Raw genomic sequence first — 19,963 nt, 5'->3', positions numbered from 1 at the left:
GGCGGGGTTTTTTCGTACGGGGGTAAGGCTGGCTTACATCATGCCGCCCATGCCGCCCATACCGCCCATGTCTGGCATGCCGCCGCCAGCTGGAGCGTCGTCCTTGATCTCGGCGATCATGGCTTCGGTCGTGATCATCAGGCTAGCGATGGAAGCCGCTGCCTGAAGAGCCGAACGAGTCACTTTGGCCGGGTCCAGGATACCCATCTCGATCATGTCGCCGTATTCGCCAGTCGCAGCGTTGTAACCGTAGTTACCCGAACCCTGCTTGACCTTGTCTACAACTACGCTTGGCTCGTCGCCGGAGTTGGCAACGATCTGGCGCAGTGGTGCTTCAACAGCGCGACGCAGCAACTGGATACCCACGTCCTGATCGGCGTTGTCACCTTTCAGTTCGGAGATAGCCTGCAGAGCGCGAACCAGTGCCACGCCGCCGCCAGGTACCACGCCTTCTTCAACGGCTGCACGGGTTGCATGCAGGGCGTCTTCAACGCGGGCTTTCTTCTCTTTCATTTCAACTTCGGAACCAGCGCCAACCTTGATCACTGCAACGCCGCCGGACAGCTTGGCCAGACGCTCTTGCAGTTTTTCACGGTCGTAGTCGGACGAAGTGTCGGCCACTTGCTGACGGATCTGCAGAACGCGAGCCTGGATGTCAGCCTCAACGCCGGCACCGTCGATCACAGTGGTGTTTTCTTTGGACAGGATCACGCGCTTGGCATTACCCAGGTGTTCCAGGGTAGTGCTTTCCAGGCTCAGACCGATCTCTTCGGAGATAACGGTACCGCCAGTCAGAACAGCGATGTCCTGCAGCATAGCCTTGCGACGGTCGCCGAAGCCTGGAGCCTTGACGGCCGCGACTTTAACGATGCCACGCATGTTGTTCACAACCAGCGTCGCCAGGGCTTCGCCTTCAACGTCTTCGGCAACGATCAGCAGTGGACGACCGGCTTTGGCAACGGCTTCCAGTACTGGCAGCATTTCGCGGATGTTTGAGATCTTTTTGTCGACCAGCAGGATCAGCGGACCGTCGAGCTCGGCAGTCATGGTCTCTGGCTTGTTGACGAAGTACGGGGACAGGTAACCACGGTCGAACTGCATGCCTTCAACAACCGACAGTTCGTTTTCCAGGCCCGAGCCTTCTTCAACGGTGATCACGCCTTCTTTACCGACTTTTTCCATGGCTTCGGCAATGATGTCGCCGATGGAGTTGTCGGAGTTGGCCGAGATGGTGCCGACCTGAGCGATAGCCTTGGTGTCAGCGCAAGGCTTGGACAGGGCTTTCAGCTCTTTGACGATCGCGATGGTCGCTTTGTCGATACCGCGTTTCAGGTCCATCGGGTTCATGCCGGCAGCGACGGCTTTCAGGCCTTCGTTGACGATCGACTGAGCCAGAACGGTCGCGGTGGTGGTGCCGTCGCCTGCGTCATCGTTGGCACGGGAGGCAACGTCTTTGACCAGCTGCGCGCCCATGTTTTCGAAGCGGTCTTTCAGCTCGATTTCTTTGGCAACGGACACGCCGTCCTTGGTGATGGTCGGAGCGCCGAAGCTCTTCTCGATGATCACGTTACGGCCTTTAGGGCCCAGGGTCGCTTTTACTGCGTCAGCCAGGACGTTGACACCGGCGAGCATTTTCTTGCGGGCGGAATCGCCGAATTTAACTTCTTTAGCAGCCATGATCGATATTCCTTAAATACTTTGTAGTAGCGGGAAAATGAGCGGGGAATCAGCCTTCGATAACAGCGAGGATTTCGTTCTCGCTCATTACCAGCAGGTCTTCGCCGTCGACTTTCACAGTGTTGCTGCCGGAGTAAGGACCGAACACAACCTTGTCGCCAACCTTGACGGCCAGTGCACGCACTTCACCGCTGTCCAGCACTTTACCGGTACCAACAGCGAGGATTTCACCGCTGTTGGCTTTTTCGGCAGCCGAACCTGGCAGGACGATACCGCCAGCGGTTTTCTTTTCTTCTTCGCTGCGACGGATGACGACGCGGTCATGCAGAGGACGAAGCTTCATTGTCGATCTCTCCTAATTGTGGTTTTCATCGGCCGGTGTATTCCCGGCGGGTTTAACAAATCCGGCGGTGCCGGGTGCGGTTCGTCAAGCGAACCGCGGAAGTCTGTCTGGCGCAATCGCCAGAAACCTTGCGGTGACCGTTACATAAGGGCGCATAAGCTTATTACAAGGGCGGGGATCGAAATTTTTTACATTGATGCCCCGAAAACGAACACGGCACCCGAAGGTGCCGTGAAGGGGAAGCGGTTTACTTGGAGTCGCGGTGCTCGAATTCGCCTTCGATCACGTTGGGTTCGCGACCCAGCGGCTCGCGGGGAGCAGGTCCACCACGTGGCTGAAGATCGTCGGCGAACGCACGCTGACGGACTGCCGCCTCTTCGGCGCGCTGACGCATTTTATTGGCCAGCAACCGGCGAGAGATCGGCAACAGCATGATCAGACCCAGCACGTCGGTGACGAAGCCCGGCAGGATCAACAGACCTCCGGCCAGGGCCAGCATCAGGCCTTCGAGCATGGTCTGGGCTGGCAGCTCGCCGCGATTCAGGCTTTCACGCGCACGCAGCGCAGTTGCCAGGCCGGCGATACGCAGCACGAACACGCCGAGCATCGAGCCGAGAATGACCAGCAGCAGGGCCGGGAAAAACCCGATCGCCCCGCTCACCTTGACGAATACGAACAGCTCCAACACCGGAAACAGTACAAAGAGCAACAAAAAAGGGCGCATCAAATGGTTCCTCAACGCAAGAATGCCTTGCCAGTCTCCCCTAGATGACGTCGAGGATTCGTGAATTCAAGCGTCAGCCACTTCATTTTTTGGCCATTGCGCGGCGTGAGCCAGGAAAACCAAGGCTTCGCGCACTTGTGTCGGCGTATTACATGGCGCTTGAAACGGTAGCCAGTAGAGTCCCTGACCGATGCGCAAGTGCATGCCTTCGGTGTCGATCCCGGCCAATTGTGCCGGTTCGATTTTCGGCAGGCCGGCGAGCTCGACATAGTGGGCGATGGCTTTGGCGTGATCGGTGTTCATGTGCTCGACCATGCTCACTTCCGCCTTGCCCGCGAAGGGATTGGCCAATGTCAGGTGATCGACCCAGTGAATGGCGCCGAAACCGCCGATGTAGCGGTGACGCACGGGATTGAGCACCCAAAAATCGAAATCGTGGGCCTTGTGGTAGCTCTGCGAATCCGGGAAATAGCGGTAGTAACGCTCGGCCGCCGCTTCGATGGCGACCTCGTCCTCAAGCTTTTCTGCTTCGGCGAGGTAGGTCAGGCGACCGACGGCTTGCACATCTTCGGCCTCACGCTCGCCCACGAACAGTGAGCATTTCGGATCTTTCTGCAAGTTGTGCGTGTGCTGGGCGATGCGGCTGATCAGGATCATCGGCCGGCCCTGCCCGTCGAGACAGTAAGGAACCACGGAGCCAAACGGGAAACCGGGCATCGCCTTGGAGTGCGTCGAAAGCACTCCACGGTATTCCTTGAGAAGCAATTCTCGGGCATTCTTGGCCGCTTCTACGCTCAATTTATGACTCCTTATATAGAATCCGTCGAAAAAACGGACAGGCGCCTGGTGAAAGTTTCAGTGCGCCATCGGGGCAGTTCTCATGTGCAACCAGGTTACATCCGGTGCAGATCGAGAGGCTCTCTTGAAGGAAGACCACTCCAACCTGTTACCGGGGCATGCGAATGCAACTCACTGACAAAGTAATCATTATCACTGGCGGTTGCCAGGGTTTAGGCCGCTCCATGGCCGAGTATTTCGCCGGCAAGGGCGCGAAGCTTGCGCTGGTTGACCTGAACCAGGAAAAGCTCGACGACGCCGTTGCCGCGTGCAAGGCCATGGGTGTCGAGGCCCGAGCTTACCTGTGCAACGTCGCCAATGAAGAGCAAGTAATGCACATGGTCGCTCAAGTGGCCGAAGATTTCGGCGCGATCCATGGGTTGATCAACAACGCCGGGATCCTGCGTGACGGCTTGCTGCTGAAGGTCAAGGACGGCGAGATGACCAAGATGAGCCTGGCCCAATGGCAGGCAGTGATCGACGTCAACCTGACCGGCGTGTTTCTGTGCACCCGCGAAGTCGCGGCAAAAATGGTCGAGTTGAAAAACAGCGGCGCGATCATCAATATCTCGTCGATCTCCCGTGCCGGCAACGTCGGCCAGACCAACTACTCCGCCGCCAAGGCCGGTGTCGCGGCAGCGACCGTGACCTGGGCCAAGGAACTGGCGCGCTACGGCATTCGCGTTGCGGGTATTGCGCCGGGCTTTATCGAGACCGAGATGACGCTGGGCATGAAGCCTGAAGCGCTGGAGAAGATGACGTCGGGGATTCCGCTCAAGCGCATGGGCAAACCGGAAGAGATCGCGCATTCGGCGGCTTACATTTTCGAGAACGACTACTACACCGGTCGGATTCTGGAGATGGATGGCGGGTTGCGGATTTAAGCCCACCGCAAACAAATGTGGGAGCGAGCTTGTTCGCGATAGCGGTAGTTCATTAAACATACTTGTTCAATGTTAATCCGCCATCGCGAGCAAGCTCGCTCCCACAGGTATTCAGCGTTAGCTCAAAGCTATCAATCGTCGCTGATGGTGATGTTCGGCATCGCCGGCGATATCGCTTCCTGCAACACGATCCGCGCGCCGACGTGACGGGCCAGTTCCTGATACACCATCGCAATCTGACTGTCTGGCTCGGCGATCACCGTTGGCTTGCCGCCATCGGCCTGTTCGCGAATGACCATCGACAGCGGCAACGAGGCCAGCAGTTCGACGCCGTACTGATTGGCCAGCTTCACCCCACCACCCTCACCGAACAGATGCTCGGCATGCCCGCAGTTCGAGCAGATGTGCACGGCCATGTTTTCCACCACGCCCAGCACCGGGATGTTGACCTTGCGGAACATCTCCACGCCTTTGCGCGCGTCCAATAGCGCCAGGTCTTGCGGGGTGGTAACGATCACCGCACCGGCCACCGGGACTTTCTGCGCCAGGGTCAGCTGGATGTCGCCGGTGCCGGGCGGCATGTCGATGACCAGGTAATCCAGATCGCCCCAGGCGGTTTGTGTCACCAGTTGCAACAACGCGCCGGAAACCATCGGGCCGCGCCAGACCATCGGCGTGTTGTCGTCGGTCAGGAAGGCCATGGACATCACTTCGACGCCATGGGACTCGATCGGTACGAACCACTTCTGATCCTTGACCTTGGGGCGGGTGCCTTCAGGAATGCCGAACATGATGCCTTGGCTCGGACCGTAAATGTCCGCATCGAGGATCCCGACCTTGGCGCCTTCGCGGGCCAGGGCCAAGGCGAGGTTGGCGGCGGTGGTGGACTTGCCCACGCCCCCTTTGCCGGACGCCACGGCTACAACATTCTTGACGTTGGCCAACCCCGGAATCTGGGCCTGAGCCTTGTGGGCGGCGATCACAGTGGTGATTTCGACGCGGGCGCCGGTAACGCCGTCGAGACCTTCGATGGCCATTTGCAGCATCTGTGCCCAGCCACTTTTGAACAGACCGGCGGCGTAACCCAACTCCAGCTGGACGGTGACCCGATCGCCCTGGATGTCGATGTTGCGCACGCACCCGGCGCTGACCGGGTCCTGGTTCAGGTAAGGGTCGGTGTACTGGCGAAGGACGGCTTCCACCGCTGCGCGATTGACGGCGCTCATGGGCAACTCCGATAGCAAGACTGGAAAATCAGGCGGGTATCGTACGCCGCAGACACATTTGTGGCGAACAGATTACTGTGGCGGGAACCCCGTCTGTGGTGAGGGGATTTATCTGTGGCGAGGGGATTTATCCCCGTTGGGTGGCGAAGCCGCCCCGAAATCGGCTACATCGGTGTACCAGGTACATTGTGTGCGATGGTTTTACGACTGCTTCGCAGTCGAACGGGGATAAATCCCCTCGCCGCAAAAGCAAGGTTGTACCAGCAACCGCTCGGGCCTCGGGGGTGAAAAATATGCGCCGGCGCTTTATAGTGGCCGACCTCCGTTTCATCAAGTAGCCGAGCCCCATGTCCGAGCCACGCAAGATCCTCGTCACCAGCGCCCTGCCCTATGCCAATGGTTCGATCCATCTTGGCCACATGCTGGAATACATCCAGACCGATATGTGGGTGCGCTTCCAGAAGCACCGCGGCAATCAATGCATCTATGTCTGCGCCGACGACGCCCACGGTTCGGCCATCATGCTGCGCGCGGAAAAGGAAGGCATCACCCCGGAACAACTGATCGCCAACGTCCAGGCTGAACACAGCGCCGACTTTGCCGAGTTCCTGGTGGACTTCGACAATTTCCACTCCACTCACGCCGAAGAAAACCGTGAGCTGTCGAGCCAGATCTACTTGAAGCTGCGCGACGCCGGGCACATCGCCACGCGTTCGATCACGCAATACTTCGACCCGGAAAAGAAAATGTTCCTGGCCGACCGCTTCATCAAGGGCACCTGCCCGAAATGCGGCACCGAAGACCAGTACGGCGACAACTGCGAAAAGTGCGGTGCGACCTACGCGCCGACCGATTTGAAGGATCCGAAGTCGGCGATCTCTGGTGCCACCCCGGTGCTCAAGGATTCCCAGCACTTCTTCTTCAAACTGCCGGACTTCCAGGCCATGCTGCAAACCTGGACCCGCAGCGGCACATTGCAAGATGCCGTTGCCAACAAGATCGCCGAATGGCTGGATGCCGGCCTGCAACAGTGGGACATCTCCCGCGATGCGCCGTACTTCGGTTTCGAAATTCCAGGCGAGCCGGGCAAGTACTTCTACGTCTGGCTGGACGCGCCGATCGGCTACATGGCCAGCTTCAAGAACCTGTGCGACCGTACGCCGGAGCTGGATTTCGACGCGTTCTGGAACAAGGATTCCACCGCCGAGCTTTACCACTTCATCGGCAAGGACATCGTCAACTTCCACGCCCTGTTCTGGCCAGCGATGCTCGAAGGCGCCGGTTTCCGTAAACCGACTGGCATCAACGTGCACGGTTATCTGACGGTCAACGGTCAGAAAATGTCCAAGTCCCGTGGCACCTTCATCAAGGCCCGGACCTACCTCGATCACCTGTCGCCGGAATACCTGCGTTATTACTACGCGGCCAAACTGGGCCGTGGCGTCGACGACCTCGACCTGAACCTCGAAGACTTTGTGCAAAAGGTCAACTCCGACCTGGTCGGCAAAGTCGTCAACATCGCCAGCCGTTGCGCCGGCTTCATCCACAAAGGCAACGCCGGCGTGCTGGTCGCGGGTAACGCCGCACCGGAACTGACCGAAGCCTTCCTCGCCGCAGCGCCAGGCATCGCCGAGGCCTACGAGGCTCGCGACTTTGCCCGTGCCATGCGCGAGATCATGGGCCTGGCCGACCGCGCCAACGCCTGGATCGCCGACAAGGCACCGTGGTCGCTGAACAAACAGGAAGGCAAGCACGACGAAGTCCAGGCCATCTGCGCCTTGGGCATCAACCTGTTCCGCCAGTTGGTGATTTTCCTCAAGCCTGTACTTCCGTTGCTGGCTGCCGATGCCGAGGCGTTCCTGAACGTCGCGCCGCTGACGTGGAACGATCACGCGACCCTTCTCAGCAACCATCAGCTGAACGAGTTCAAACCGTTGATGACCCGTATCGACCCGGTGAAAGTGCAAGCCATGACCGACGCCTCGAAAGAAGACCTGACCGCCAGCCAGACCGACACTGGCGAAGCGGCGCCTGCCGGCAACGGCGAACTGACCAGGGATCCACTGTCGCCGGAAATCGAGTTCGATGCCTTTGCCGCGGTTGACCTGCGCGTAGCGCTGATCATCAAGGCTGAACACGTAGAAGGTGCCGACAAGCTGCTGCGCCTGACCCTGGACATCGGTGACGAGCAACGCAACGTGTTCTCCGGCATCAAGAGCGCTTACCCGGATCCGTCCAAGCTCGATGGTCGCCTGACCATGATGATCGCCAACCTCAAGCCCCGCAAAATGAAATTCGGGATCTCCGAAGGCATGGTGATGGCCGCCGGCCCTGGCGGTGAAGAAATCTACCTGCTCAGCCCCGACAGCGGTGCCAAGCCAGGTCAGCGCATAAAGTAAGTCCCCGGTAAATCGATCCCACAGTCGTGCCCGGCGCGACTGTGGGATTTTCATGTCTGGCCCACCCTCCTTCCTTGCCGGATAATGCCTAAGCTTTTTAGACCACCCCGTTAAAGAGCCCTCTTTCTTCCGGCAAGATCATGACCGAGATTGTTCTTACGCTTATCAGCGCTGCCCTGATCAACAACCTGGTGTTGCACTGGCCGCTGGGCGTCGATCCGCTGCTGGGTACTGAACGTCGTCAGGTTCATGCGCTGGGCATCGCGACGACGTGCCTGATGCTGATCGTCGGCATGCTCGGTCATGCCCTCTACCACTGGCTGCTGGTGCCGCTGGGGTTGAGTTCGCTGGGGCTATTCGTATTTTTACCACTGAGCGTTTTGCTGATCGCGCCGCTGCTGACGCTGCTGCCGAAGGTCTTTCCAACGTTTTCGTTCGAAGGTCTTTGGCCTTTGCTTCTCGGCAATGCTGGCGTCCTGGGGCTGGCGCTGATCAACGTGCGGGACGACAACGGATTTTTCCACGCCACAGCCCTGAGCCTTGGCGCCGGGTTGGGTTTCTGGCTGGTGTTGAGTCTGTTCTGCGACTTGCGCCAGCGCACCCTCGATAACGATGTTCCCCTGCCCTTTCGCGGCCTGCCGATCGACCTGATCGGCGCCGGATTAATCGCAGTGGCTTTTCTCGGATTCAGCGGACTGATCAAAACATGAGTCTGATTCAACGCATCGACGCCCTTTTGCCGCAGACCCAGTGTGGCAAATGTGGCCACCCCGGATGCAAGCCGTACGCCGAGGGCATTGCCAGCGGCGAGCCGATCAACAAGTGCCCGCCCGGTGGCAGCGAAACTATCTCGGCGCTGGCCGATTTGCTGAAAGTCCCGGTGTTGGAGCTGGATGTCAGCCGCGGTTCGGCCCCGGCGCAAATCGCCTATATCCGCGAAGCCGAATGCATTGGCTGCACCAAATGCATTCAGGCCTGCCCGGTAGATGCCATTGTCGGCGCGGCGAAACTGATGCACACGGTGATTATCGACGAATGCACCGGTTGCGACCTCTGCGTGGCGCCTTGCCCAGTGGACTGCATCGAGATGCGGCCGTTGCCGCTGGCAACGGTGCTGCCGATTGTCGGCGGCCTGGCGTTCAGCCCTGAAGAACAACGGGCGCGTGCCGCCAAACGCAATCACGCACGGCGCCGTTTTGAACAGCGAAATGCACGCTTGCGCCGTGAAGAAGAACAGAAACTCGCTGAGCGCCTAGCCAGAGCGCATCGCGCGCTGCAACACACAGAGGTGACAACGCTCGATCCGGTTCAGGCCGCGCTCGAAAGGGTCCGCGCGCAGAAAGCGGCGAATGCCGATGCTGCATTGAAGAAAGCCAGGATCGATTTGGCAATGAGCCGCGCGCAGTTGAACAAGTCGCTCAAGGCGTTCGGGCATCCGCCGACCTTCGAACAGCAATCGCAACTGATCGTCCTGCAACAGCAGTTCGAAGCGGCCGAACAAGCCTTGGCGCAGTTGGAAAGCAGCGCACCGCCAGCCGCTGCGCCCTCTGCTCCAGTGAAGGACGCCGAGCTGAAACGGGCGAAAATCCAGTTAGCCATGCGCCGCGCGGAACTCAAGAAAGCTCAAACCGGCGAAGCGCCGGCCGAGCAGATCGAAGCCTTGGAACGTGCACTCGGCGACGCCGAAAAAGCCCTGCATGCCGCTGAAACCGAGAGCGAACAACCGCCGCCTGACCTGGCACGGATTGAAAAGCGTCCCATCGACAAGCAGCTTCGCCAGCTGAAAACCGAATTGGCCTACGCTCGCGCCGACGTCAGCAAACTCGAACGACGCACCGACACATCCGCCGAGCTGATGAAAAAAGCACGCGCCCGTCTGCAGGAAGCCGAGCGCCAGGTGGATGCCTATGTCGCCCCTTGAATCAGTCGACGAGCGCCTGCAGCAGGCGATGAAGCTGGTATTGCTGGCCACCGTGCCGGGCATGCTGGTGTTGTTCTGGTTGTATGGCTGGGGCGTATTGATCAACCTGATTCTGGCCGGCGTGACCGCGTTGGCCGTTGAAGCGGCGGTGTTGCAGTTGCGCAAGCGGGAGCTCAAACCCACCTTGAGCGACGGCAGCGCGCTGGTCAGTGCGACGTTATTGGCTTTGGCCTTGCCGCCGTATTGCCCGTGGTGGCTGACGGTCTGTGCCACGGCGTTCGCGCTGTTCGGCAAACAGCTGTATGGCGGAGTCGGAAAAAATCCGTTCAACCCGGCGATGCTCGGTTTTGCCCTGGTGCTGGTGACGTTTCCCCAGCAGATGACCCATTGGCCGTCGTCCCACTGCATGGACCTGCTCGGCGGTTTGCAGCAAGTGTTCGGCTTCAGTCTCAGCCAGACGCCGGATGCCTGGGTCCAGGCCACGGCACTGGACAGCTTGCGAATCAACAAAAGCCTGACCATGGACGAACTCTTCGCCGGCAATCCGGCATTCGGCCACTTCGGCGCGCGCGGCGTGGAATGGGCCAACCTGGCCTTTTTGACGGGCGGCGTGTTTTTGCTGCAACGGCGAGTGTTCAGCTGGCATGCGCCGGTCGGCATGCTTGCCAGTCTGTTCGTCATCAGCCTGCTGTGCTGGAACGGGTCGGGCTCCGATTCCCATGGCTCGCCACTGTTTCATCTGCTCAGCGGCGCGAGCATGCTGGCTGCATTCTTTATTGTCACAGAACCGGTGTCCGGCGCCAAAAACCCTGGCGCCCGACTGTTGTTCGGCGCGGGGGTCGGGTTGCTGACTTACCTAATTCGTACCTGGGGCGGTTATCCGGACGGCGTGGCGTTTGCGGTGCTGCTGATGAACCTCTGCGTGCCGGCGCTGGACCGGTTTGTCGCGTCAAGACAGGAGCGTGCTGCGCCATGAGCCGAGCGTCGAGCGTGGTGATTCTGGTAGCGCTGGCAGGTCTGGGAATTGGCGCAACTTACTTTGTGCAACAGCGCAGCGCGCCACGCATTGCCACCGAACAGCGCCTGATCGACAGTCGCAACCTGCTGGACCTGCTGCCTGCCGCCAGCTACGACAATCAACCGCTGGAACAACCGTTGCGCCTCGACGATACCGTGTTGACCAACAGCACATTGCAGGGCGGCTACTTGGCAACCAAGGCTGGCCGGCCCACTATCGTATTGTTGCGCAGTCAGGCATTGGGTTATGCGGGCAGCATCGACTTGTTGATCGCCATCGGTGCAAACGGCAAGTTGGTGGCGGTCAAAACCCTGAAGCAATCCGAGACTCCGGGGCTGGGCGCGCGAATCGCCGACTGGCCGAATGCCTGGCTCAGTGACTTTGCCGGTAAGTCGCGAAGCGAACCGGCCGACAATGGCTGGGCGTTGAAAAAGGATCAGGGCCAGTTCGATCAGATCGCAGGGGCAACCATCACTTCAAGAGCGGTGATCAACGCCATCCACGACGCTTTGCGCTACTTCGATGAACATCGGCCACAGTTGATCGGGAACAGTCCCCATGAATAAGTCATCGACGCTGCAGAACTCGCTGATGCTCGCACCGCTGATTGGTGCCACCGACTCATGGATGACCGCAATGGGCTTGTGGTTGATGTTCATTGTGGTGATCAGTGCGTATGGCGTCGGCATGTCGGCCCTGCGACCACGGCTTGTACCGTCTGCCCGATTGTATGCCGGCATTTTGCTGGCTGCCACGCTGACCAGTTGCGCGGAAATCGCTGCACAAGTCTGGTTACTGGAATGGCACCAGCAGATGGGAATCTATTCCGGACTGATCGCCTTGCAATGTGTCGTTCTTGAGCACACGGGCTTCTTCCAGAGCGCATTGCGTGACCGTCTTCGCCTATGTGGCCTGTACGGCGCGCTGATGGTGGTCTTGGGCCTGCTGCGCGAACTCATCGGCAATGGAGGCCTGCACATGGCCACTCTGGTTCCCGGTGGATTCATTGTGTTGGGGCTCGTGATCGCCGGCTGGCAAGCCTGGCCTCGCCCGAATCCCTCACACTGACCGCTTTCGAGGAAACGCACTACCCATGAATGCTGCAAAACGTCTGGAAATTTTCCGCAGGCTGCATGAAGACAACCCGGAACCGAAGACCGAGCTGGCCTACTCCTCGCCCTTCGAATTGCTGATTTCCGTGATTCTCTCGGCGCAATCGACCGATGTTGGCGTGAACAAGGCCACTGCCCGACTCTATCCGGTGGCGAATACGCCAGAGGCGATTTATGCCTTGGGCGTGGAAGGGTTATCGGAATACATCAAGACCATCGGTTTGTTCAACAGCAAGGCAAAAAACGTGATCGAGACTTGTCGCTTGCTGGTGGAACGCCATGGAGGCGAAGTACCACAGACCCGTGAGGAGTTGGAAGCGCTACCCGGCGTTGGCCGCAAAACCGCCAACGTGGTGCTCAACACAGCCTTCCGCCAACTGACCATGGCCGTGGATACCCACATTTTTCGGGTCAGTAATCGTACCGGCATTGCGCCGGGTAAAAACGTGGTGGAGGTTGAGAACAAACTGATGAAGTTTGTGCCCAGGCAATACCTGCTCGATTCCCACCACTGGCTGATTCTTCACGGACGTTACGTCTGCCTGGCCCGCAAGCCCCGTTGTGGCAGTTGTCGGATTGAAGACCTGTGCGAATACAGGCACAAGACTTCGGACGATTGAGGCGCTATTAGGTTTTTTGATTTATCGATTGAAAAAATCTTTTTTACCCGCGGAGAGATTGTCGCTATAAGGAGCGCCAAAGGCAGTCTTAGCCTGGAGTTAACCTTATGAGCACTGGCAACGAGCAATTGGACGCAGAAGAAGACTTCACACCCGTTGAGGCCGATGACGCGGAACCGGTGGTGGAAGTGGCAAAGACCAACCTGAGCAAACGCCGCACGATCGACAACCTGCTGGAGGAGCGCCGGCTGCAAAAGCAGTTGGCCGATTACGATTTTGACCTGTAGCACCTGAAAGCCTCCCGAAACGGAGGCTTTTTAGTGCGAAACCTCGAAAACGCCCATTCACCTAGCCCCGTGAAGCACTACTCACACCAGCCCATTGCGTTGAGCCAGTTCGATCAAGTCCACCAAGGATCGCGCATTGAGCTTCAACAACAGGCGAGTCTTGTAAGTACTGACGGTTTTATTGCTGAGGAACATTCCATCGGCAATTTCCTTATTGGTCTTGCCTCGGGCCAACTGTTGCAAAACCATCATCTCTCGCCCCGACAGGCGATCCACCATATCGGCTTCACTGGCATTCCCCAGACTGGAACGCACTGTATGCAAGGCTTGATTGGGAAAATAGCTGTAGCCTGACAATACAGCCTTTATTGCACTGAGCAACTCAGTGAGATCCTGTTGTTTGCAAACATATCCGGCAGCACCCGACTGCATGCAACGCATCGAAAAATGTCCAGGCGCCTGAGAAGTCAATATCAGTACTTTCATTGGCATTGCTGCCGAAACCAGGCGCGCAATGACTTCCAGTCCATCCAGCTTCGGTATTCCTATATCCAGGATAACAATATCCGGCATATGTTCACGAGCCAGTTGTAATGCATCCACGCCATTATCTGTTTCTGCAATGACTTCGTAGCCATGACGTTCCATCAGCATACGTACCGCAAGACGAATGACGGGGTGATCATCCACGATCAGCACTTTATTCATGGGCAAGTCCAATTTTCGCTGTTCGAATTTTTAGAGCCCGCACAATAGCCTAGTCGTTTCACCCATGGCATGCCGCCTCCCCCAGCCACCCACACCGAGAGACATTCCCTACAAATAACGCGGAATAATCCTACAAGAAATCCTCAAGACCAGAGCGCCGGAAACTTTTTTTGCTTTACAACATTCCATTCTTCAACAATTTTTTTGTATCAATTTACAAGAAAAAAACAGAATAAAAATTTCATAACGGTGGTCCCACGCGCCCAGACAGTTGAGCTACCCTTCATGAGAACCTGCATTACAGGGCATATATCACCTTGAAAGCAACACACATAAAACTTTACAGCAAAAGGCCTTCAATGATCCAAGCAGAATAAAACAGATATATGCTAACTATAAATCCACAGCTAATATAAAGACGGCAACACCCAACCATTACCCACTAACCAAATGAGAAAAGATAAACTTTTATGAGTACAAAACATGATAAAACTCAAACAAAGAATCACCAACCCCATGACAGTCATCGCAATATTCGCAACACTGTCTGAAACATCAGCAGCACTCTCCCTGCCTTTCCTCGACAATAAGGAACGAGAGCTCTACATCTGGTTTTTGATCAGCTTTCCTTTTTATTTGCTTCTTTTGTTTTTCGCCACACTCAACTTCAATTATCGATCGCTCTATGCGCCGTCCGATTTTGAGAAAGGAAAACATTTCATAAAAGTCATGGACAATGCCGAGCGTCCGGATATTGCTCAAGGCACGCCTGACGAGAACGACGGACGGGAAAACCTCTCGGTGCAGCACCACATCGAGTTGCCGGAGCGGCTGAAGGACCTGTACATCATTGATGCGCGATGGGTGAACAGAAAAATCGGGTTCCGCGAGCTACTGGAAAGGATTCGGTTACCCAAGGGAGATTCGGCGCAAGTTGTCGTGTTTCTCATCAATGTCGAATCAGAAAATTTACTCAAAGAAAACGCGCTCAAATTTTTCAGGCACGTAAAGAAACGCAGCGGCGCGCCGTTTTGCATTGCTTACAGTTTGAGCTCACAGGACGTGACGGTCATTGATCAACTCGCCAAACTGACACGCAGCGGTCAGTAGCTTTTCAGGATCAACGGAGAGCAGCAGGCGGGATGGTGTTTACAAATCAAGAAAGATGAATCGCAATGTCAGAAAGAAAACCCCTATTTCCAAATTTGTGGCCTTGTCGAAAACAAGGCCACAAATTCCATTACCAAGTCAAAAACTTCAGAAAAGCTTACGACCCTTGTTCGCCGCGATACGCATGCGCAGGGCGTTTAGCTTGATGAAGCCGGCCGCATCAGCCTGGTTGTAGGCGCCGCCATCTTCTTCAAATGTCGCGATGTTGGCGTCGAACAACGATTCGTCGGACTTGCGGCCAGTGACGATCACGTTGCCCTTGTACAATTTCAGGCGCACAACGCCGTTCACGTGAGCCTGGGAAGCATCGATCATCTGCTGCAGCATCAGACGCTCAGGACTCCACCAGTAGCCGGTGTAGATCAGGCTGGCGTATTTCGGCATCAGCTCGTCTTTGAGGTGAGCCACTTCGCGGTCCAGGGTGATCGATTCGATCGCACGGTGAGCGCGCAGCATGATGGTGCCGCCAGGGGTTTCGTAGCAGCCACGGGATTTCATGCCTACGTAACGGTTTTCGACGATGTCCAGACGGCCGATACCGTGTTCGCCACCGATACGATTCAAGGTCGCCAGCACGGTGGCCGGGGTCATTTCGACGCCGTCCAGTGCAACGATGTCGCCGTTGCGGTAGGTCAGCTCCAGGTACTGCGCCTTGTCAGGAGCCTTCTCCGGAGAGACGGTCCAGCGCCACATGTCTTCTTCGTGCTCGGTCCAGGTGTCTTCCAGCACACCGCCTTCATAGGAGATGTGCAGCAGGTTGGCGTCCATCGAGTACGGGGATTTTTTCTTGCCGTGACGCTCGATCGGAATGTTGTGCTTTTCAGCGTAATCCATCAGCTTTTCACGGGACAGCAGGTCCCATTCGCGCCACGGTGCAATCACTTTCACACCTGGCTTCAAGGCGTACGCGCCCAGTTCGAAACGAACCTGGTCGTTGCCTTTGCCGGTGGCGCCGTGGGAAATGGCGTCAGCGCCGGTTTCATTGGCGATTTCGATCAGGCGCTTGGCGATCAACGGACGAGCGATGGAAGTACCCAGCAGGTACTCGCCTTCGTAAACGGTGTTGGCGCGGAACATCGGGAAAACGAAATCGCGTACGAATTCTTCGCGCAGATCGTCGATGTAGATCTCTTTCACGCCCATGGCTTGAGCCTTGGCGCGTGCAGGTTCGACCTCTTCGCCCTGACCCAGGTCAGCGGTGAAGGTCACGACTTCACAGTTATATGTATCCTGCAGCCACTTGAGGATCACCGAAGTGTCCAGGCCGCCGGAATACGCCAGAACGACCTTGTTTACGTCCGCCATGCCATCACTCCACGGGGTTCTACGGAAAGCCGTCAAGTCTACCGGTCATGCAGGATAATTTACAGAGGCGCGACAGCTTATGACGACGAAGCGACAGATTGTGTCGAACTCGCGACGATGACCGACGGGTCAGGAAGTCTTCGCCGCGCTGGCCGAAACGGTGGCCTGAGGCGCCGGCTGCTCGGTGGGTGCAACCCGCGCGAGGTGCACATTGACCCGACGGTTCTTCGCCCGATTGGCTGCATTGGTGTTGGGTGCCAACGGATAACGCTCGCCGTGAAAGCGCACGGTGATCTGCGATTCCTGAACCCCGTTGGCCTTGAAGAACTCCATGACCGCCAACGCCCGACGCCGCGACAGGTCTCGATTGCTCAGGCGGTTGCCGCTGTTGTCGGAGTGACCGTCGAGCTCGATGTGGTTGACCGTCGGATCGGCCTTCATGAACTCCAGCATCACCTGCAATTGAGCCTTGGCCTGCGCATCGAGATCCAGGCCATCGCCGGGGAAGCCGATCTGCGACTGTTTGACCTGCTCGAAATTCTTCGGCAGCAGTTTCGCCACACAGCCTTGATAATCGTTGAACGCCTTGCTGAACTTGACCGGTAACAGCCGCACTTCCGACACCCGGCCATCACCCGAATAATGTCGAACAACCGGGCTGCGCCCATCTATCAGGCCACTGATCAAACGTCCGGCTTGAACTTGCGAGCTGTTGAACAGCACATTACCGCTGCCGATCTGGACGGAACCGAGATTGATGTCGCCACGCCCCGGCTGCCAGGGTGCAGCGGCCGCCAGCAAGGTCGCCGAGCCGCCGCCCACCATCGAGTTATAGACTTTCAGACGAAACGTCGCTTGCTCTCCCGCGCGGCGCACGAACTCACCCGAACCGAAATCGGTGATCGGTTGAGTCAGGCGGCACTCGAACTTGTCCCCTTCGACCGTCCACTCGATGCTCTCCAGACGGGTCTGGAAAGTGAGCGCCATCGCGGGAAGGCTGGCAAACACGCTGAGCAAGGCTAAATAACGCTGGCGCACGGGAGGCTCCACTGGCTTCTACAACAAAAAGACCGACACACACATGTTTACGGCATACCTGTTGGATATCGGAAGCTTCCTGCAAAACTTGATAGCGAGTGCCTGAGAGAGTCTTTTCCGGTACGATTCCCCTCAGTTTGACCCGCCTGGAATCCCCTCATGTCCGACCGCCTGACCCTGCTGCGTCCCGACGACTGGCACATTCATCTTCGCGATGGTGCCGTGTTGACCAATACCGTCGCGGATGTCGCGCGCACCTTTGGCCGCGCCATCATCATGCCCAACCTGGTACCTCCGGTGCGCAACGCCGCTGAAGCCGACGGCTATCGCCAGCGGATTCTCGCTGCACGTCCGGCCGGCAGCCGTTTCGAACCGTTGATGGTCCTTTACCTGACCGACCGTACCCAGCCCGAAGAAATTCGCGAGGCCAAGGCCAGCGGTTTCATTCACGCCGCCAAGCTTTACCCGGCCGGCGCGACCACCAATTCGGATTCTGGCGTCACCAGCATCGACAAGATTTTCCCTGTGCTTGAGGCCATGGCCGACGTCGGGATGCCCTTGCTGGTTCACGGTGAAGTCACCCGTAGCGATGTCGATGTGTTCGACCGCGAAAAAATCTTCATCGATGAGCACATGCGTCGTGTGGTCGAGCGTTTCCCGACGCTCAAAGTGGTGTTCGAACACATCACCACCGCGGACGCCGTGCAGTTCGTCAATGAGGCTTCGGCCAACGTTGGCGCGACCATCACCGCGCATCATTTGCTTTACAACCGCAACCACATGCTGGTCGGCGGGATTCGGCCGCACTTTTATTGCCTGCCGATCCTCAAGCGCAATACGCATCAGGAAGCCTTGCTCGACGCCGCCACCAGCGGCAGCGAAAAGTTCTTCCTCGGTACCGACTCGGCGCCGCACGCTCAGCATGCCAAGGAAGCCGCTTGCGGTTGTGCCGGTTGCTACACCGCTTATGCGGCGATCGAGATGTACGCCGAAGCGTTCGAACAGCGCAATGCGCTGGACAAGCTCGAAGCTTTCGCCAGCCTCAACGGCCCACGTTTCTATGGCCTGCCGGTGAACACCGATCGCATCACCCTGGTCCGCGACGAGTGGACCGCCCCAACCAGCCTGCCATTTGGCGAGCTGACCGTTATCCCGCTGCGCGCCGGTGAAAAACTGCGCTGGCGCCTGCTGGAGGAACACGCGTGAGTGAAGACCATTTCGACGACGAACAGGACGGTCAAGGCGGCGGAGGTGGTCCACGCCACCCGATGGCAGCTCGATTCCGTGGATACCTGCCAGTCGTTGTCGACGTTGAAACCGGTGGTTTCAACTCTGCCACTGACGCCTTGCTGGAAATAGCCGCTACCACCATCGCCATGGATGAGAGGGGTTTTGTATACCCTGATCACACTTACTTCTTCCGCGTCGAGCCTTTTGAAGGTGCCAACATCGAAGCGGCCGCCCTGGAGTTCACCGGGATCAAACTCGATCACCCGTTGCGCATGGCTGTGAGCGAAGAAGCAGCGCTCACCGATATTTTCCGAGGCATCCGCAAGGCGTTGAAAGCCAACAGCTGCAAGCGGGCGATCCTGGTCGGGCACAACAGCAGTTTCGATCTGGGCTTTCTCAATGCGGCGGTTGCGCGACTGGACATGAAGCGCAACCCGTTCCATCCATTCTCCAGCTTCGACACGGCAACCCTTGCCGGCCTGGCGTACGGTCAAACCGTGCTGGCGAAAGCCTGTCAGGCTGCCGACATCGATTTCGACGGACGTGAGGCCCACTCGGCGCGTTATGACACCGAGAAGACGGCAGAGCTGTTCTGCGGCATCGTCAATCGCTGGAAGCAAATGGGCGGTTGGGAAGATTTCAACGACTGATTCGCACCCATAAAAAAACCGGCCTCAACAGCCGGTTTTTTTATGCCTCGAACGCGCCTTACAGGGCAGCAGCGTTCTCGGTCAGGTAAGCCGCGACACCTTCGGTGGAAGCGGTCATGCCTTTGTCGCCTTTTTTCCAGTTGGCAGGGCAGACTTCGCCGTGCTCTTCGTGGAATTGCAGAGCGTCGACCAGACGGATCAGCTCTTCCATGTTACGGCCCAGCGGCAGGTCGTTGATGATCTGCGAACGAACAACGCCTTTGTCGTCGATCAGGAACGCGCCACGGAAAGCCACGCCACCTTCGGACTCAACGTCGTAGGCCTTGGCGATTTCGTGCTTCATGTCGGCAGCCATGGTGTAGCGAACCTGGCCGATACCGCCATTGTTCACCGGGGTGTTGCGCCATGCGTTGTGAGTGAAGTGCGAATCGATCGAAACGGCGATCACTTCGACGTTGCGTGCCTTGAAGTCGGACATGCGGTTGTCCAGAGCGATCAGCTCGGATGGGCAAACGAAGGTGAAGTCCAGTGGATAGAAGAACACCAGGCCGTATTTGCCTTTGATGGCCGACGACAGAGTGAAGCTGTCGACGATTTCGCCATTGCCGAGTACGGCCGGTACGGTGAAGTCAGGGGCTTGCTTGCCTACGAGTACGCTCATTGATTATCTCCTGGTGTAAAAACGTGAAGTTCCGGGTTTGCGCCAGCCTGCCACCCTCAGGCGACAGCCCTGTGACACCCACCCGCTTCATAAGGACCGGCCATCATACACTGCGTTTTTGAGCTGTCCTCAACGGTTTTTCGCCAACACCTT

At 57.7% G+C, this 19,963-nt stretch carries 20 protein-coding genes and 1 pseudogene; 12 read left to right on the top strand and 9 right to left on the bottom strand.

The genetic code is table 11. From position 1 onward, the window contains the following. Window positions 1-33 precede the first annotated feature (33 nt). The 4 genes from groL to ACYZT9_RS06465 all read right to left on the bottom strand — a co-directional run bounded on the left by groL (window position 34) and on the right by ACYZT9_RS06465 (window position 3,542). Complete coding sequence (gene groL / locus ACYZT9_RS06480) at window positions 34-1,677, bottom strand: chaperonin GroEL (RefSeq protein WP_462009054.1); 1,644 nt, start codon at window positions 1,675-1,677, stop codon at window positions 34-36. Window positions 1,678-1,726: 49 nt separating this feature from the next. Continuing rightward, window positions 1,727-2,020 carry a co-chaperone GroES gene (locus tag ACYZT9_RS06475; protein ID WP_090180803.1) on the bottom strand — a complete coding sequence of 98 codons (294 nt, stop codon included), beginning with the start codon at window positions 2,018-2,020 and terminating at the stop codon, window positions 1,727-1,729. Between the two features lie 247 nt (window positions 2,021-2,267). Beyond that, complete coding sequence (locus tag ACYZT9_RS06470; RefSeq protein ID WP_462009053.1) at window positions 2,268-2,744, bottom strand: FxsA family protein; 477 nt, start codon at window positions 2,742-2,744, stop codon at window positions 2,268-2,270. 66 nt (window positions 2,745-2,810) lie between these two features. Further along, on the bottom strand, window positions 2,811-3,542 hold the full coding sequence (locus tag ACYZT9_RS06465) for a HugZ family pyridoxamine 5'-phosphate oxidase (protein ID WP_462009052.1): 732 nt from the start codon (window positions 3,540-3,542) through the stop codon (window positions 2,811-2,813). Between the two features lie 164 nt (window positions 3,543-3,706). On the opposite strand from ACYZT9_RS06465, the gene ACYZT9_RS06460 reads away from it, so the two are divergent. Then, window positions 3,707-4,465, top strand: a complete 759-nt coding sequence (locus tag ACYZT9_RS06460) for an SDR family oxidoreductase (RefSeq protein WP_462009051.1) — start codon at window positions 3,707-3,709, stop codon at window positions 4,463-4,465. Between the two features lie 131 nt (window positions 4,466-4,596). Here the strand turns inward: ACYZT9_RS06460 and apbC are convergent, their stop codons facing one another. Further along, window positions 4,597-5,691 (bottom strand): iron-sulfur cluster carrier protein ApbC, encoded by a 1,095-nt coding sequence (gene apbC / locus ACYZT9_RS06455; RefSeq protein ID WP_462009050.1) that lies wholly within the window; start codon window positions 5,689-5,691, stop codon window positions 4,597-4,599. Window positions 5,692-6,038: 347 nt separating this feature from the next. Between apbC and metG the strand changes: the two genes are divergently transcribed. The 8 genes and pseudogenes from metG (at window position 6,039) to ACYZT9_RS06415 (ending at window position 13,048) form a co-directional block, all read left to right on the top strand. After that, window positions 6,039-8,090 (top strand): methionine--tRNA ligase, encoded by a 2,052-nt coding sequence (gene metG, locus ACYZT9_RS06450; protein WP_462009049.1) that lies wholly within the window; start codon window positions 6,039-6,041, stop codon window positions 8,088-8,090. A gap of 140 nt (window positions 8,091-8,230) precedes the next feature. After that, complete coding sequence (locus ACYZT9_RS06445) at window positions 8,231-8,800, top strand: electron transport complex protein RnfA (RefSeq protein ID WP_462009048.1); 570 nt, start codon at window positions 8,231-8,233, stop codon at window positions 8,798-8,800. A gap of 17 nt (window positions 8,801-8,817) precedes the next feature. Beyond that, window positions 8,818-9,192, top strand: a pseudogene (gene rsxB / locus ACYZT9_RS06440) (electron transport complex subunit RsxB); the annotation flags it as partial. 805 nt (window positions 9,193-9,997) lie between these two features. After that, window positions 9,998-10,987 (top strand): RnfABCDGE type electron transport complex subunit D, encoded by a 990-nt coding sequence (locus tag ACYZT9_RS06435; protein ID WP_462009047.1) that lies wholly within the window; start codon window positions 9,998-10,000, stop codon window positions 10,985-10,987. Next, the gene (locus ACYZT9_RS06430) at window positions 10,984-11,595 is read left to right on the top strand and encodes an RnfABCDGE type electron transport complex subunit G (protein WP_462009046.1); all 612 of its coding nucleotides are present in this window, start codon (window positions 10,984-10,986) and stop codon (window positions 11,593-11,595) included. The genes ACYZT9_RS06435 and ACYZT9_RS06430 overlap by 4 nt, the downstream gene beginning before the upstream one ends. After that, window positions 11,588-12,097 carry an Rnf-Nqr domain containing protein gene (locus ACYZT9_RS06425; protein WP_462009045.1) on the top strand — a complete coding sequence of 170 codons (510 nt, stop codon included), beginning with the start codon at window positions 11,588-11,590 and terminating at the stop codon, window positions 12,095-12,097. Before ACYZT9_RS06430 ends, ACYZT9_RS06425 begins: the two co-directional genes overlap by 8 nt. A 25-nt stretch (window positions 12,098-12,122) precedes the next feature. After that, on the top strand, window positions 12,123-12,761 hold the full coding sequence (gene nth, locus ACYZT9_RS06420) for an endonuclease III (protein ID WP_462009044.1): 639 nt from the start codon (window positions 12,123-12,125) through the stop codon (window positions 12,759-12,761). A 107-nt stretch (window positions 12,762-12,868) separates the two neighbouring features. After that, complete coding sequence (locus tag ACYZT9_RS06415) at window positions 12,869-13,048, top strand: PA3496 family putative envelope integrity protein (protein ID WP_462009043.1); 180 nt, start codon at window positions 12,869-12,871, stop codon at window positions 13,046-13,048. Window positions 13,049-13,129: 81 nt separating this feature from the next. On the opposite strand, the gene ACYZT9_RS06410 is transcribed toward ACYZT9_RS06415, so the two are convergent. Further along, on the bottom strand, window positions 13,130-13,756 hold the full coding sequence (locus tag ACYZT9_RS06410) for a response regulator transcription factor (protein ID WP_084322710.1): 627 nt from the start codon (window positions 13,754-13,756) through the stop codon (window positions 13,130-13,132). Window positions 13,757-14,239: 483 nt separating this feature from the next. Between ACYZT9_RS06410 and ACYZT9_RS06405 the strand changes: the two genes are divergently transcribed. Beyond that, on the top strand, window positions 14,240-14,866 hold the full coding sequence (locus ACYZT9_RS06405) for a hypothetical protein (protein WP_462009042.1): 627 nt from the start codon (window positions 14,240-14,242) through the stop codon (window positions 14,864-14,866). 147 nt (window positions 14,867-15,013) lie between these two features. On the opposite strand, the gene ACYZT9_RS06400 is transcribed toward ACYZT9_RS06405, so the two are convergent. Next, entirely contained in the window at window positions 15,014-16,231 is a 1,218-nt protein-coding gene (locus tag ACYZT9_RS06400) for an argininosuccinate synthase (RefSeq protein ID WP_008009296.1), read from the bottom strand. A 129-nt stretch (window positions 16,232-16,360) separates the two neighbouring features. Beyond that, entirely contained in the window at window positions 16,361-17,269 is a 909-nt protein-coding gene (locus ACYZT9_RS06395; protein ID WP_462009041.1) for a flagellar protein MotY, read from the bottom strand. A gap of 159 nt (window positions 17,270-17,428) precedes the next feature. On the opposite strand from ACYZT9_RS06395, the gene pyrC reads away from it, so the two are divergent. Both pyrC and rnt read left to right on the top strand, forming a co-directional pair. Continuing rightward, window positions 17,429-18,475, top strand: coding sequence for a dihydroorotase (gene pyrC, locus ACYZT9_RS06390; RefSeq protein ID WP_462009040.1), 1,047 nt, complete (start codon window positions 17,429-17,431; stop codon window positions 18,473-18,475). Next, window positions 18,472-19,149 carry a ribonuclease T gene (gene rnt, locus ACYZT9_RS06385; protein WP_462009039.1) on the top strand — a complete coding sequence of 226 codons (678 nt, stop codon included), beginning with the start codon at window positions 18,472-18,474 and terminating at the stop codon, window positions 19,147-19,149. Before pyrC ends, rnt begins: the two co-directional genes overlap by 4 nt. 58 nt (window positions 19,150-19,207) lie before the next feature. On the opposite strand, the gene ACYZT9_RS06380 is transcribed toward rnt, so the two are convergent. Next, complete coding sequence (locus tag ACYZT9_RS06380; protein ID WP_017340570.1) at window positions 19,208-19,810, bottom strand: peroxiredoxin; 603 nt, start codon at window positions 19,808-19,810, stop codon at window positions 19,208-19,210. Between the last annotated feature and the right edge of the window lie 153 nt (window positions 19,811-19,963).

It is taken from the genome of Pseudomonas sp. ZT5P21, from assembly GCF_054897785.1.
This window is presented reverse-complemented; position numbering and strand designations above follow the sequence as displayed.

What these genes read in the sequence shown, in the direction of transcription:
- groL (WP_462009054.1), bottom strand. Translation starts at nt 1,677, where the DNA reads ATGGCTGCTAAAGAAGTTAAATTCGGCGATTCCGCCCGCAAGAAAATG.
- ACYZT9_RS06475 (WP_090180803.1), bottom strand. Translation starts at nt 2,020, where the DNA reads ATGAAGCTTCGTCCTCTGCATGACCGCGTCGTCATCCGTCGCAGCGAA.
- ACYZT9_RS06470 (WP_462009053.1), bottom strand. Translation starts at nt 2,744, where the DNA reads ATGCGCCCTTTTTTGTTGCTCTTTGTACTGTTTCCGGTGTTGGAGCTG.
- ACYZT9_RS06460 (WP_462009051.1), top strand. Translation starts at nt 3,707, where the DNA reads ATGCAACTCACTGACAAAGTAATCATTATCACTGGCGGTTGCCAGGGT.
- apbC (WP_462009050.1), bottom strand. Translation starts at nt 5,691, where the DNA reads ATGAGCGCCGTCAATCGCGCAGCGGTGGAAGCCGTCCTTCGCCAGTAC.
- metG (WP_462009049.1), top strand. Translation starts at nt 6,039, where the DNA reads ATGTCCGAGCCACGCAAGATCCTCGTCACCAGCGCCCTGCCCTATGCC.
- ACYZT9_RS06445 (WP_462009048.1), top strand. Translation starts at nt 8,231, where the DNA reads ATGACCGAGATTGTTCTTACGCTTATCAGCGCTGCCCTGATCAACAAC.
- ACYZT9_RS06435 (WP_462009047.1), top strand. Translation starts at nt 9,998, where the DNA reads ATGTCGCCCCTTGAATCAGTCGACGAGCGCCTGCAGCAGGCGATGAAG.
- ACYZT9_RS06430 (WP_462009046.1), top strand. Translation starts at nt 10,984, where the DNA reads ATGAGCCGAGCGTCGAGCGTGGTGATTCTGGTAGCGCTGGCAGGTCTG.
- ACYZT9_RS06425 (WP_462009045.1), top strand. Translation starts at nt 11,588, where the DNA reads ATGAATAAGTCATCGACGCTGCAGAACTCGCTGATGCTCGCACCGCTG.
- nth (WP_462009044.1), top strand. Translation starts at nt 12,123, where the DNA reads ATGAATGCTGCAAAACGTCTGGAAATTTTCCGCAGGCTGCATGAAGAC.
- ACYZT9_RS06415 (WP_462009043.1), top strand. Translation starts at nt 12,869, where the DNA reads ATGAGCACTGGCAACGAGCAATTGGACGCAGAAGAAGACTTCACACCC.
- ACYZT9_RS06410 (WP_084322710.1), bottom strand. Translation starts at nt 13,756, where the DNA reads ATGAATAAAGTGCTGATCGTGGATGATCACCCCGTCATTCGTCTTGCG.
- ACYZT9_RS06405 (WP_462009042.1), top strand. Translation starts at nt 14,240, where the DNA reads ATGATAAAACTCAAACAAAGAATCACCAACCCCATGACAGTCATCGCA.
- ACYZT9_RS06400 (WP_008009296.1), bottom strand. Translation starts at nt 16,231, where the DNA reads ATGGCGGACGTAAACAAGGTCGTTCTGGCGTATTCCGGCGGCCTGGAC.
- pyrC (WP_462009040.1), top strand. Translation starts at nt 17,429, where the DNA reads ATGTCCGACCGCCTGACCCTGCTGCGTCCCGACGACTGGCACATTCAT.
- ACYZT9_RS06380 (WP_017340570.1), bottom strand. Translation starts at nt 19,810, where the DNA reads ATGAGCGTACTCGTAGGCAAGCAAGCCCCTGACTTCACCGTACCGGCC.